Raw genomic sequence first — 13,227 nt, forward strand, 5'->3', positions numbered from 1 at the left:
AAAGCGGCGGATCAAAAGGTTCTTATTGTTCCTTGACCATTGACGCGCCACATTTGGGACATTTGACGTTATAACAGGGAACACCCGCCTGATGCGGCATGCTCAATTTGCAGCTGGGGCACAGGCAGTTGCCTCCCGGACCGCTGCCGGGACGGTTACCGCCCATCCTGCCTCTTGCACCTCGTCCCATTCCTCTTCCTGTTCCGGGCCCCTGCCCGAAAGGACCGGTTCCGTCTCCAAGTGGCATTTTTACCTCCTTCTCATGAAACAGTAATAGCCCCCATCGGGCATACATCCACGCAGGCTCCACACCCGATACATTCCTCGCCGACCACGGCTTTATCATTCTCCATTATTATCGCGTTGACCGGACACGAATCGACACAAGCACTGCAACCGGTACATTTGTCGAGGTCGACCTTGGCTATCATTGTTCTCTCCTTTCCGGGCGATCAGCCCATACCGAATTTAGAATCTACACTGGCATCGTCAACGGGTTTCAGCCCGCCGTTTTTGTATTTTTGGACGGCCTCTTTAACTGTCCCCGAAACGCCCGCGTAAATATCTATCCCGCCGGCCTTCAAGGTCCGGAACGCGTTCGGCCCCACGTTGCCGGTAAGCACGGCCTTGACCTTCTTCTCGGACATAAGCTGTCCGGACTGCACGCCGACACCGCCCATCCCGGTCACGTTCGGGTTCTGGACAGCTTCAAAGTCCATGGTTTCCGTATCGACGATCATAAAATACGGGCACCTTCCGAATCTCGGATCGACCTGTGAATCCAGTGTGTCCGCCTGTGAAGTAACGCATATCCTCATAGATTTCCTCCTTGTCATTATCTTTCTTCTTCGGGATGGTCACACTCGGTCTTGTCAAGCCCGTATCCCTTGCCGCCCCCGGGCCTGCACAAGCTTTCCCCGCCTTCCAGGGTACCGGTGAGAATGCTTTTTATGACCTCTTCCACTGGACCGCTCACGCCCACTAACGTCTCGATACCCTGCCGGGCGAACAGGTCCATCGCGTTGCGCCCCATACCGCCGGCAATAATGCTCTCGACGCCTTTTTCATGCAAAAAACGGGGCAGGAAACCCGGGTGGTGCCCTGGATTGGCAAGTTCCTCTTTCTTGATAAGCTCGCCTTCTTCCACGTCAATAATGGTGAAAGAAGGACACCTTCCGAAATGAGCGGATACTTTCCCGCTATCGGTAGAAATAGCTATTCGCATATTATCCTCCCGCTCAGAAAAAAAAGCGGGGATAAGCTCTTATTCCCCGCCTTTATCCCTGCTATTTTTTTTCGTTTTCCCTGGCTTTTTCCAATGTGCTGATACGGTCCTGGATATCCTCAAGCTCCCGCTTGAGATTTTCAGCCTGGTCCATCAGCATCTCTTTCTCCTCTTCGGCCGTAGGCTCCGAAGGATAAGGTTCCCCGTAGGCGGGATAACCGTATGAGGCCCTCTGCCACCCGGGCATACCCGTAGCATAATACCAGTTGCGCCATCCGCGGCCGCCCCCGCGACCTCTTCCGTACGCAGACCAGCCTCTGCCGCGCCCGCTGTATCCGCTTCCGGGTACGGGATTCACGTAACCGGGCGTAGAATAACCCGCACAGTAACCGGCACCTCTTCCTGTCATTGGACCTAAGCCCCTTGGGCCTGTTCTGTCACCACCTGGCATAATACACCTCCTTATTTTCATTTGTTCCGGGACACGAGGGCACCCGGATCATTCCTTATTTTTACATCTATCACAGAGTCCGTAGAACTGAAATACGTGGTTCTTTATATCGAAATTGTATTTTTCAGACAGGCCTTTTTCGGCCCTTTTCAAAAATTCAAGCTCCTCGTCAATGAACTCCGAGTAATTTATGACCCTTTTGCACCGGGTGCATATAAGATGGTGATGATGGTCCTCTTTGGGATCGGAAACAAGCTCGTACCTGGCTCTTCCGTCGCCGAAATCGAATTTCGAGACCAGCCCCATCTCTGTCAATAGCTCAAGGGTCCTGTACACCGTCGTAAGACCCACCTGGGGGTAAAGATTATGCACTTCCATATATATATCTTCCGCGCTAAGATGCTTTTTCGTCCTGTGGAGGACTTCCATTATCGCTTTTCTGGGTATGGTTATCCTGTACCCCAACCCCTTGAACCTTCTGTGCCAGTTTGCTCTGCCGAACCTTCTTCTTTCGGGCATATTTATCACCTTTCTTATTGATAATGATTTCCATTATCAATTATAGTCCATTTTTTACTGTTTGTCAATAGGATTTTTATTTGCATCATTTAGTATTATAGTAAGTGATAAGCTGGACTGACCGGTACTTTCCCGATCCGGGAAAAATAGCAGTAGATCCCCTCTGCCCGAGAAGCCTTTAGCAGGACTTTACCGCCGAATAGAACTTCTTGAAAACGTCCTGTTTGCCGATAATACCGACAAGTTTCCCTTTTTCCAGGACGGGTATGGTGTGCTGGTTCTTGTATTTCATAAGGACGATTATCTCATCTAGCGTAGTATCCTTGGTTATGGTGTTGACCTCGACGCTCATCGCGAAATTGACCGGGGGGATCACGCCCTTTTTATTGTTGTCGAACGTCACGTCCCCGGACTTGACCATGTCCATTACCATGAACAGATCGTTCTCGGTTATTATCCCCTGTATCTTGCCTCCCCTGGAGACAACGGGGATGCCGCTTATCCTGTTCTTTATCATCAGGTCCGCGGCCTTGTAAAGGTCCTCGTTACGGCCTATGGTGATAACTTCTTCTGTCATCATGTCCCTGGCTTTTATTTTCTTGATCTTCTTGTCAAGGGTCTTGAGTTTATTATTAAAATCCTTTTTCATGGTAAAGCCTCCTTAACCTATTAGATAGCGCCTTTACATCCTGTCCACGTTGACCTGGCCCTTTTTCTCAAGGATCTCTTCGGCCCTTTTCTTGAGAACGTCCACTTTTGAGGGTTTTTCGAAAAAATCCTCCACGCCCAGTTTTTCCACGACCTTCTTTATCCCGGGCTTGTTCGAGGTCATAAGTATCGGTATCTTGGAAAGCCCCTTGTTCTTCTTCACCGCTTTGATGAACCCGAAACCGTCCATCTCCCCCTGAAGATTACTGGAGACTATCAGAAGGTCCACCCATTCCCTTTTAAGCTCCTCAAGCGCCTTCTGCCCTGTCTGCTGGGCGTCGACCACGTATCCGGCATCCCTGAGCTGCGTTTGCAGTACTTTTGAAAATGTCAGATCCCCTTCTACAATAAGTATCTTACCGGTTTTCATGTCTGCCTCCAATTCGAGCGTGCTTTCACAGTTTCATCCGGGTCTCTCCTCCGGGCTTAAGGGTTCTTTCTCTTCCCGCCACCCTGAAGGTTAGACCCTTGGTGCGTGACTTGCGCGTCTCTATCTTTATTTTAACACTTTTCTTTGAAACGATTAACCTGACCTTTAGCCCCCTTATCAGCATCCTGAAATCCATCTTATCCCAGCCAGAGGGCAGTCTCGGTTCTATTTTTACGTGGTCTTCGGCGATATGAACGCCGGCGAAGCCCCTGATAGCTATATCAATGGATCCTCCCATGATCCCGGTGTGTATACCCTCAAGGGTGGTACCTCCCTTTACGTCGTGGATATCCGCTTCCAGGACGTCGAAGAACCATTCCCGGGAAGCTTTTCTCATACCGAGTATGTGGGAAACATAACAGTGCACTACCTTGCTAAGGGTCGAGCCGTGGCTTGTCCTGGTCTCGTAATACTCATAGTTATCCCTCAGCATCCTCTTGGTTATCTTGTAGCCGAGCCTTTCAAAAAGATCCTTTATCTCATTGAACGGGATCAGATAAAAAAGCATGAGCACGTCCGCCTGTTTGGCCACCTTGTAATCGTCCGGGGACTTACCCTCGGCTTTAAGTATCCTGTCCATGCGGTGTATGTTCTTGTACTTTTTCCTGTAAGCTTCCCAGTCAAGCTCCTTGAGATCGAAATATCCTTTGAACTGGCTTATTATCCCTTTTTCGTTGATTATGACGTTCATTTTCCGGGAGATATCTTCCCATCTTTGAAGTTCCTTTTCGCTGATCCCTATTTTCTTCCTGAGCTGCCTTCGCCGGTCGGCGGGAAGGATCTCCAGGACCTCCCTGGCCTTCATGAGCATCCAGACTATCAGCATGTTGCTGTAAAAATTGTCCCTGAACCCGGCCTTTCGGGAAAACGGGAGTTTCTCGTGGAACTCATCAGGTCCCATCAGGCCTTCGGTATGGTATCTGCCGTCCTCTTCGTCATAAACGCATAGGCTGGAACCGAACTTTGCTATGGAAAGGATGAGCTCCGCTCCGTAATCCGCAAGGAACTTCCGGTTGCCCGTGATGACCCAGTTTCTCCAGACGTTATAAGCTATCGAGAAAGAAACGTGCCTCTGGTTCCGGCTCAGGTCAGGGCCCCATTTACCCGACATGGGATTAAGATGGATGCTCTGGGTCTCTTCATGGCCCGAAGAACCGCTCTGCCAGGGGAACATCGCCCCCTCGTACCCGTTCTCTTTCGCGTATTCCCTGGCCGGCCCCAGGCGCCTGTAGCGGTACATCAAAAGCGCCTCGGCCGTTCTGGGAAGATGAGTGCTTACGAATGGAAGCACGAAGACCTCGTCCCAGAATATATGCCCCCGGTAGGATTCCCCGTGAAGGCCTCTTGCCGCCAGAGCCGCGTCTATTTCGGTGTTGTGAGGGCTAGCCGACTGCATCAGGTGGAACATATGGAACCTTAGTATGGTCTCAGCGAAAAGGTCCTCTTCTATCCTGATATCGCATATCTGCCATAGCTTCTTCCAGGCTTCTTCCTGCGAGCGCAGGAGACTCTTGAAAGCCGGAGCTTTCCTCGCGGTATTGACCGCGTGCTTCTCCACGGACCCGGAAGGGACATCCCTGGAAGTAAAGACCGCGCATGTCTTCTCGAGCCTCAGGGAGCTGTTCTTTTTTATCTGAACAGTGAGCTCGCTCCCTATCTTTTCCTTTTTCTTGATGATCTTCCGCTTCAGCTTCTGCTTCCTGCTGCCCCGGTATATCCTGAGCCTCGACGCTTCGCTTATCGTAATGCCCGAGGTATTGGTCTTCATGGTCAGACATACCAAGTCATCCTTAACCGACCCGCGGGAAACGAGCTTCAGGTGCTTGGAATTGAGCTCACCGTACCTGGCAACTCCCATGTTCTGCACTGCCCCGTCGATAAAAGACCTTACCAGAAGTTTCCCGGAGTAGTTTTCAGGAGTTATAGTATAGCTGAGGGTCGCAAGATGCGGATGCTTCATGTGCACAAGCCTCTTTTCCTCGATGCGGCTTACATGTCCCGCTTCGTCACGGACGCGCCGGGACTTGATAAGAAGGCCTTTTTTCATGTCAAGTTTCTGGCTGTAGGAGAGGATCTCTATTTTCTCTTCCTCGTTCCATTTGTCCTTGTTAACGCGGAACGAAAGAAGCATGCAGTTAGGACAGTTGACCATGTCCTCGTTGAAGATCCTTTTCCCGGAGACGTCCGTCCCGAGGGTGTTGTATATGCCCGCCAGATAAGTTCCCGGGTAATGTATCTTTGAAGCGCTCGACTCGGTCGCTGCGCCGCGTATACCCATGTAACCGTTACCCAGGGTGCAAAGGGTCTCCCTGAGGTCCTCCAGGGAGGGGTCGAACCCCTCGTAGAGGACCTCCCAACCTTTTAGTTTTTCTCTTTCGTTATCAACCGATCTCGTGGATGAACTTTTCAAAAAGCTCCCTCACCTCCTGCGGATCTTTTAAACGGAAATCCGCCGACGACGCTTTTTCCTCCTTTGAAACAAGGATACTTGTCCCTCTTGTTCTGAGCATCCTGAAAGCGAATTCGTCGGTAACATCATCTCCGATATATATCATGTTAGCATCGTGCCAGTCCATTTTCATGGCTTCAAGTATCCATCTTATAGCCTTTCCCTTGTCCCACTCTATGTTCGGAAGGAGCTCAAAGACCTTTTTGCCGCTCATAAGCCTCAGGGAATCGTTCTCCCGGGCGATATCCTCGACCATCTTCCTAATGCGTGGAAGATGTTTATCCTCATCGACAAGGCGGTAATGCACCGCCACGCTGAACTTCTTTTTCTCGATCAGGAGCCCGTCGATATCCCCCAGTTCGGCCTCCAGCTTCTTTATGTTTTCCTCGACGACAGGAATGACCTCTTTCGCCTTCGGATGGACCATGGAAAAACCCTCACCCTCTATGTCGAATCCGTGGCTGCCCGCGTAAAGAAGTTCCTTTATGCCCAAAAGCTGCTGCACGTCCTCCCTGAACCTACCGCTTACGATGAAAACCCGGCACTTTTTTGAAAGCCGCTCGACGGTATCCTTCATTTCGCCGGAGACCACCGCGTCCTGCGGCCGGTCCACTATCGGAGTGAGCGTGCCGTCATAATCCAGGAAAAAGACCGTCTTATCCTTTTCGAAGATATCTTTACCCGTCCTCAGGTAGCAGGGATTGAGATAGATCGGCACGTCCTCCCTAAACTCCCAGAGCTGTACGCTCGAGGGATTGTCTATGGCGTTCCATTTATCGATCAGGTGGTGGGGTTTCCTCTGGAACCATTTCTGGAGCCACCCTATCCTCATATCCGAGAGGTCCTTCATCACTATATCCGCGCCGTTTGCAAGAAGCGCGTCGACATTATCTTTCCTGGCCACTCCCAGGACAAGACCGAACCCCCCGTTGCGTCCGGCTGCCACGCCGGAGGTCGCGTCCTCGACGACTATGGTCCTGGCCGGCTCGGCTCCGACGTTCCTTGCGGCGGTAACGAAAATATCGGCCTCGGGTTTCCCTTTGAGCCCCAGTGTCTCCGAGACCACGCCGTCCACCCGTGTCTCGAAAAGATCCAGGACGCCGGCTTTTTCCAGTATCATCTCGCAGTTCTTCGAAGAAGAGGCAACTCCCACTTTCACGCCGTGCTGCTTGACCTCCTTGATGAACTCTACCATAGGCTCATACCGTTCGACCCCGTCCTCCTCGAGGACCTCCCTGAAAAGCTCATTCTTCCTGTTGCCTATCCCGCATATCGTCTCTTTATTTCCAGGGTCGCTCTTTTCGCCGTAAGGCAGTTCTATGCCCCTCGATTCCAGAAAGCTCTGCACCCCTTCGTACCTGGGTTTACCGTCAACGTAAGGTAGGTAATCACCGTCATGGGTGAATTCCGTGAAAGGTTCGCCGTGTTCCTCCTCCCTCCGCTTCATGTACTCATCGAAGGTCTTTTTCCACGCATGCGCGTGTACCAGAGCCGTCTTGGTCACCACTCCGTCCATATCGAATATGATAGCGTCAAAATAAAAATCACTCACTTTAAACCACCCTTTCATGAAATGGTTGCCAGCACCGCCCGTACCAGGAAAGCGCCTTTTTATTAATGGGAAATAATTTAGTATTAATATTATATACTATATTATACGTGAAAATCTCATTTATTCAAATCCGTCATCCGGTTTACCCCGGATGCCGACCGTTTTTTATAGCTAATTCCACTTTTTCGAATGATGCGGTTCTTCCTCTTGAGAAGACTTGGTGCTGCGGAAACCCGTGAGGAATCGTGAGATCTTATTTAAGGCTTTCATATAGCGATTCCGATCCATTCATCACCAGATCCATGTCCTCGCTCTGGCCTTTACCTACTTTAATAAGAAAAGATGCTATGCTGAGATTAGTCCGCAGCATGAAAAGCTTTATGTTCCTGTCCAGATCCTCCGCCTTGAGGTCTCTTGCGGCAGCATAGGCTTCGACAAAACCCTCCATCCGGTATTTTTCGGTCACATGGGGCATCTCATGGAACTGGTACAGGAACTGCGAAATAAAGCAACCCAGATCCGATTCGGCAGAAATGACAAGCGAACTATCGAAATCTATCACCGAAACGAACAAAGTGCTTATGTCCCGCGCCCTGTCCTGGCCTATGATTATGTTCTTGGGATGAAAATCACCGTGGCACTGAACGAACCTGTCTCTCTCCTCGTCGAAGAGCTTTTTCTGGAGACGCTTCACCCGTTCGATGTAGCGGGCTGCTCTCTCCCTGTAGGGATTATGCGTTTGGCTGAACGAATCGAGATAAGAATCGAACTTTTTCACTTCCCGCTTAAGCGGGTTTTCCGCCTTTTCGATATCGAAACCGGCAGAATGCATTTTGGCAAGCCACTCGGCGGACATCTCAAGGTACATCGATCCTATCTCCGGGGAAACATAGCTAAGGGTATCAAAAAGAAGTTCCCCCCTCTGGCCTTCTTCAATATAGAGTTTCTCATCTTCATTTACGTCCAGGACCCTGGGGACCCTGTACTTTCCGGAATCAAAACCGTTATCGTGCAGGAATTGCCTGATCCTCAGGGAATTCTTGGATTTCTGCCAGTTCTTCTCGCCCTCGAACTTCTTCGTTATAAAGCGGTTCCTTGATTCGTCGGCGCCCTTTGTGCCCATCACTATTTCGGTCAGAATAAGATTGCTCCCCGCCCTGGGTATCTCTTTTACAAAAGGCATGCACCTGCCGAGCTTGATCTCCATGGCCAGTTCCGAAGGGTCCTTCACCGGATGAAAGAACTGGGTTGAAAAAAGCGCGGCGTCCTTTTCGTTATGAGCGTCGCTTCCGGCAACGGCGGTGAACCTGTGTTCGTGCCACATCTTAAGCGCCAGATGGTTCTCTTTCGGGGTATGGTTCACGTTGAATACCTCCACCCCGTCGATATGCGGGCTGGTGAGCTGCTCCGCCGAAGGCAGCTTCCCGGACCTGAATGGATGGGCCCATATTATCGCGGCATCAGGATAATTGGTCCTTATCTCTTCGAGGCGCATGTCTTCTTTGATCGTCTCCTCCGCCCCGTATACCAGTACATCGCCTATCTCGGTCCTTATCTCCTGTCCTGAGAGCACAAGGAAGTTCTTCTGCAATTCGGCTTTTTTCTTTATCCGTTCGATTTCAGAAGGAGACCATAAATAATTGTGCTCGGTTATGACCACGCCCTGCACGCCTTTTTTCAAGGCCTGCCTGATGAGGGAGAGCGGATCGGCCATACTGCACTTAGAGTGTTCGGCCGAATGAAGATGTATATCCAGCAGCATAGATCTTTTCCTTTTTATGTTAAAAGCCTACTCTATATCCCGAAAATATTCAATAAGAAAAGGGCGTCAGCGGGAGGTGCTCCAGCAAGCGGATCACGCTCTGGTGCTTTCATCATATCTTTCCTCTCAACACCGTTCAAAATGCCAGAGCGAACTGGGTAATGAACCTGTTATCCTTTCTGTCTTTGGGATACTGCTCTCTTACCTCATATGTCGCCCTTAACTTGGCAAAATCGTTGAACAGCAGACTCACCTGGGGGGTTATTCTCGTTTCTCTATCACCCGTATCGGGTATGAATTGGCCGAATCCCGCCAAAAATTCTATTCCCTTAAGGTACTTGTAGTCCAAGGGAAAGTTGTATGCCCCCCAAAGATAATATCCATACGCGTTCTCTTCACCCGCGGCCGGAAGGTCCTTGCGCCTGTAGATCAGCTCGAATTGCGCGTCAAAATCCCCAAGCCTGTAATAAGCATCCCCGCCTATGAGATACACGTCATATTCATCGTTCCTGTCCCACCGGCCCCAGGCGAACGAATTGCCCAGTTTGAAAAATCCGTGGTCCGTTTCAAACGCGTTGGACCAATTAACGGCAACGGGCATGTTATTGTTCGAAACCTCATTTTGTCCGTCCCCGAAGCTAGCCGCGTTATCCCCGTTCAAGACCGAAACGCCTAGATTCGAATAAAATCCCAGCGGGATCCTCCAATCCAGCTGAAGGCCGGTATCCGCCCAGGGTTCGTTCCCGAAGATCCCCACGTGCATGGCAGAGAGGGTTATCGTTCTTCTGTCAAAGAAATGGGCAAGGTTCTCAGGCCCGAAGTTCACAAAGAACTTGCCGGGCTTAGCCGACAGGTTGAACTGCTCAAGTCCTAACACAGCGTACGCCTCTTCTATATCAATATCCTCCCCATGGTGCTTGCTGAAAGTGACATATGCGAAAAGCCAATCGGTTATCTGCGCCTGGGCTCCTATTTTGGCTTCATGGATGAAAAGCGAATTCTTCTGTTTTTCGATATTTACGTATCTGGCATCGAAAGCCCCGATAACGCTCACCTTATCGCCCAGTATCCCGTGATGATGCTTGTGCCCTACAAGATCCTTACTGTGGGACACCCCGTGCGCGTGTTCACCTTTATGATGAATATCTTCATCCATCGCGCGTCCATGCTCTGCTCCGGCAAGCTTCTTTTCCAGTTCATTGATCTTGCGCTCGTAATATGTAGACATCTGATGCATCTGCTGCTTCAATTCATCGATCTGCCTCTGGAGATCCGCCTCGGAAGCCGAAGCAGCCGGCGAGAAGCAGGCGAGCAATACGATCACACTTATGGTCCTTCTATACATGTGGCCTCCTTCCGTGAAAGAGAAATAATCTTTATTGAATTGCAAAAAGTCTCCTCATCACCTGCACTCGGGGCAGATCCCCTCCAGCTGCAGGAAATGGCTTGTGATCCTGTATCCGTTTATTATCTTGTCCTTGAACAGGTCGCATTCCTCGATCTGTCCCACCCTGCCGCATTTGGTACATATTATATGATGGTGATGGGTGTTCTCCTTGGCCCTGCATAGAGCATAATACAGTCTCCTGTCGGGGCTTGCGATCTTCGCGAGTATTCCTATCCTGTTCATCTGTTGAAGATTCTTATAAACGGAAGGATAACTCACTTTCTTGAATCTTCTGGAGAGCTTGTCCTTGATCTGCTCCGGAGAAAAAGCTTCTGCGGATTTATAGAATATCTCTAATATCGCCCGCCTTTTGGCGGTTATCCTGAGACGGTTCTTTTTGAGCTTATTGATATAATTTTCCATGACTATAAATAGAAATGATTTCTATTTATAGCACATACGGTTATTCGGGTCAATGTTCTTATTAATAGATCAGAGATATATCATCTTGCGTGTCATGCCGCCGTCGATGATGAGGTTCTCCCCCGTCATGAAGGAATTTCCCGGATCCGACAGGAACTTTACCGCCAGGGCGATATCCTGCGGGCTGCCCACACGTCCGGCGGGATGCTGAGAGTGGTCCTCCTCGGTTAACCGCGGGGTCTTGCGGTTCTCCGATTTTTTCCAATCGCTTACCTCGATCCACCCCGGACTTATGCAATTTACACGGATATCAGGGCCGAGGCTCACGGCAAGAGAATGGGTCAAGGCGAGCATCCCGCCTTTTGAAGCCGAATAACTCTCCGTGTCCGGTTCGGACATCAATGCCCTTGTAGAAGAAATATTGATTATGCACCCTTTTACCAGGCGCAACTTTTCCGCGGCGTATTTACTGCACAGGAAAGCTCCTCCCAGGTTCACGGCGATCACGCGGGACCATTCACCATAAGTTATCTTTTGTATCGGTTTCGTGATCATGATACCCGCGTTATTTACCAGCAGGTCCAGCCCGGAATAAAGCTCTTCGAACTGTTCAAAAAGACGGATGACCGAGTTTTCATCGGCAACATCACAGTTAAAATAACTGACCTTGCCCCGCGGGGCAAGTTCTGCGAGCGCCTCCCTTCCCGCCTCTTCATCTATATCCGCTATCACCACTTCCCATCCTCCTTCAAGAAGCGTAAGTGCGATACATTTTCCTATGCCCTGGGCTGCGCCTGTTACAAGCGCGATTTTTTTATCATTATTCATAATGCACCTTTAACCTGTAGGTAATTTATAAGATAATTTGCGCATGACCAGATCAATAAGGTCCCGCCCCCGGAACAAAACTTGCGGCTTTTCTTGATTTCTGGGGTTCAAATCTTTTCATATCCCGCCTGGATCAACAGGTCGGGGGCATAGCCTAATCCTCTTAACCCCCGCCAGCCGCTCTTGCCAAGCAGTATGGTATATTTTTGGGGGGGGAGGTTTCTTTTTCTCGATAAGGGTCTTCGCCGCATGCACCATGGATAATGCCGTGAACTTGACTATATGGTCCGGGACCCCGTCCTTGCTTTCAGAGCTCGCCTCCATGTCACACTGGTCATTAACGTAATCGATCGCGACGAACCTCGGTTTGCCGAATTTCCTATCAACAGCTATTTCGGTGGAGAACCAGGACATCCGGGTCATCCTGGCGATAGTAACGGCTATCCTTATAAGAGGGGTTAACTTGTATCTGGTGAACTGCTCTGCCGTTACCTGTTCATACTTCGAAGAACGGTCATCCCACCAGCAAGGAATGATCTTGTCGAAGGTATGGAAGACGCGGAACCAGGCCCTCCTCCCGCCGAAGTCTATCGGTTCGATCCTCTCCTGTAAAAGGAAATTGTCGCCTCTGTTGAAATTCCGGGCGGTGGCGATCTCCTTGACCGTACCTTTAGCGTTATGAACCACTCCCCTGTGCCCCCATCCGCAGCCGGGCTTTATGATAAAGGGGCTGCCCAGCTTATTTCTCTCTTCCTCCGGCAACTTGAAGATGTTCGGTTCCCAGTTGCGCACAACGACCGTGTACGGTGTCGTTATGCCCGCGTCCAATACTTCATAGTACATTACGGCCTTATCGACGGCGATACGCGTTCTGTCCGGATCGTTAATGACCACCCCGCCGGAATCTTTCACGGCGTAACAGACCCGGGCATAAGGATCCCTCGGCTCATCGTACGTAGCCTCGGTATCGAGCATCATTCTTATCCGCATCCGGTTCATCTCCAATGCCTTGATAACTTCTTTTACCCGATCATAGGTGATCCAGTAAAAAGAAAGACCCTTTTTCCTGCAATCCGACTTTAAAGTGTCCGTAAAAAGACACGGGTCTTTGTCCCAGGTGAGCGCAAAATCATATCTTTTCATTGTAAAGGACCGTTCATATTCTTAAAGACCGCTGAGCATGCATGCATTGAATCCAAGATCGGTATTTCCGAAATGCTCTCAGGCTCCCTCCCCCGGCATCTCTGATCTAATACACCTTTACCGGATGATACGGATAAATTATATACCAAGCCCCTTTTCCCTGACAAGCTGATCGGTCAGTGTCAGCCAGTCTATGATGAGTTTTTTAAGCCTTACTATATTGTATACTGCTGAATCTGTTGAAGTCGAGCTAGTTGACTTCGTCGATGAAATTATTTAGCACGATCTTGCCGCTGGATAGTCTTTGTTGTAAATAACCGAATGTGTGGTGATCTGCCATCTGCCCCCCC

The 13,227-nt window shown here is 50.1% G+C and carries 15 protein-coding genes; all 15 read right to left on the reverse strand.

What is annotated here, in order from left to right:
* Positions 1-22 precede the first annotated feature (22 nt).
* The 15 genes from GF409_06440 to GF409_06510 all read right to left on the reverse strand — a co-directional run bounded on the left by GF409_06440 (position 23) and on the right by GF409_06510 (position 12,877).
* Positions 23-247 carry a hypothetical protein gene (locus GF409_06440; protein ID MBD3426853.1) on the reverse strand — a complete coding sequence of 75 codons (225 nt, stop codon included), beginning with the start codon at positions 245-247 and terminating at the stop codon, positions 23-25.
* Positions 248-260: 13 nt separating this feature from the next.
* Complete coding sequence (locus GF409_06445; protein ID MBD3426854.1) at positions 261-431, reverse strand: 4Fe-4S dicluster domain-containing protein; 171 nt, start codon at positions 429-431, stop codon at positions 261-263.
* A gap of 21 nt (positions 432-452) precedes the next feature.
* Positions 453-818: a dinitrogenase iron-molybdenum cofactor biosynthesis protein gene (locus tag GF409_06450; GenBank protein MBD3426855.1), complete on the reverse strand. Its 366-nt coding sequence runs from the start codon at positions 816-818 to the stop codon at positions 453-455.
* Positions 819-835: 17 nt separating this feature from the next.
* Complete coding sequence (locus tag GF409_06455) at positions 836-1,225, reverse strand: dinitrogenase iron-molybdenum cofactor (GenBank protein MBD3426856.1); 390 nt, start codon at positions 1,223-1,225, stop codon at positions 836-838.
* 61 nt (positions 1,226-1,286) lie between these two features.
* Positions 1,287-1,676 (reverse strand): hypothetical protein, encoded by a 390-nt coding sequence (locus tag GF409_06460; GenBank protein ID MBD3426857.1) that lies wholly within the window; start codon positions 1,674-1,676, stop codon positions 1,287-1,289.
* 48 nt (positions 1,677-1,724) lie between these two features.
* Positions 1,725-2,195, reverse strand: coding sequence for a transcriptional repressor (locus GF409_06465; protein MBD3426858.1), 471 nt, complete (start codon positions 2,193-2,195; stop codon positions 1,725-1,727).
* Positions 2,196-2,373: 178 nt separating this feature from the next.
* A complete protein-coding gene (locus tag GF409_06470; protein MBD3426859.1) occupies positions 2,374-2,844 on the reverse strand; it encodes a CBS domain-containing protein in 471 nt (156 codons plus the stop codon).
* Positions 2,845-2,877: 33 nt separating this feature from the next.
* Entirely contained in the window at positions 2,878-3,273 is a 396-nt protein-coding gene (locus GF409_06475; protein ID MBD3426860.1) for a response regulator, read from the reverse strand.
* A gap of 25 nt (positions 3,274-3,298) precedes the next feature.
* On the reverse strand, positions 3,299-5,743 hold the full coding sequence (locus GF409_06480) for a beta-phosphoglucomutase (protein ID MBD3426861.1): 2,445 nt from the start codon (positions 5,741-5,743) through the stop codon (positions 3,299-3,301).
* Positions 5,715-7,352, reverse strand: coding sequence for a trehalose-phosphatase (gene otsB / locus GF409_06485; protein ID MBD3426862.1), 1,638 nt, complete (start codon positions 7,350-7,352; stop codon positions 5,715-5,717). Before otsB ends, GF409_06480 begins: the two co-directional genes overlap by 29 nt.
* A gap of 235 nt (positions 7,353-7,587) precedes the next feature.
* Positions 7,588-9,096 carry a phosphotransferase gene (locus GF409_06490; protein ID MBD3426863.1) on the reverse strand — a complete coding sequence of 503 codons (1,509 nt, stop codon included), beginning with the start codon at positions 9,094-9,096 and terminating at the stop codon, positions 7,588-7,590.
* Between the two features lie 136 nt (positions 9,097-9,232).
* The gene (locus GF409_06495) at positions 9,233-10,441 is read right to left on the reverse strand and encodes a hypothetical protein (GenBank protein ID MBD3426864.1); all 1,209 of its coding nucleotides are present in this window, start codon (positions 10,439-10,441) and stop codon (positions 9,233-9,235) included.
* Between the two features lie 57 nt (positions 10,442-10,498).
* Positions 10,499-10,906 carry a transcriptional repressor gene (locus GF409_06500; GenBank protein ID MBD3426865.1) on the reverse strand — a complete coding sequence of 136 codons (408 nt, stop codon included), beginning with the start codon at positions 10,904-10,906 and terminating at the stop codon, positions 10,499-10,501.
* Between the two features lie 69 nt (positions 10,907-10,975).
* A complete protein-coding gene (locus GF409_06505) occupies positions 10,976-11,734 on the reverse strand; it encodes an SDR family oxidoreductase (GenBank protein ID MBD3426866.1) in 759 nt (252 codons plus the stop codon).
* Positions 11,735-11,851: 117 nt separating this feature from the next.
* Positions 11,852-12,877, reverse strand: a complete 1,026-nt coding sequence (locus tag GF409_06510) for a hypothetical protein (protein ID MBD3426867.1) — start codon at positions 12,875-12,877, stop codon at positions 11,852-11,854.
* Positions 12,878-13,227 lie beyond the last annotated feature (350 nt).

It is taken from the genome of Candidatus Omnitrophota bacterium, assembly GCA_014728045.1.
In the GTDB taxonomy this organism is placed as follows: Bacteria; Omnitrophota; Gorgyraeia; order Tantalellales; family Tantalellaceae; genus WJMH01.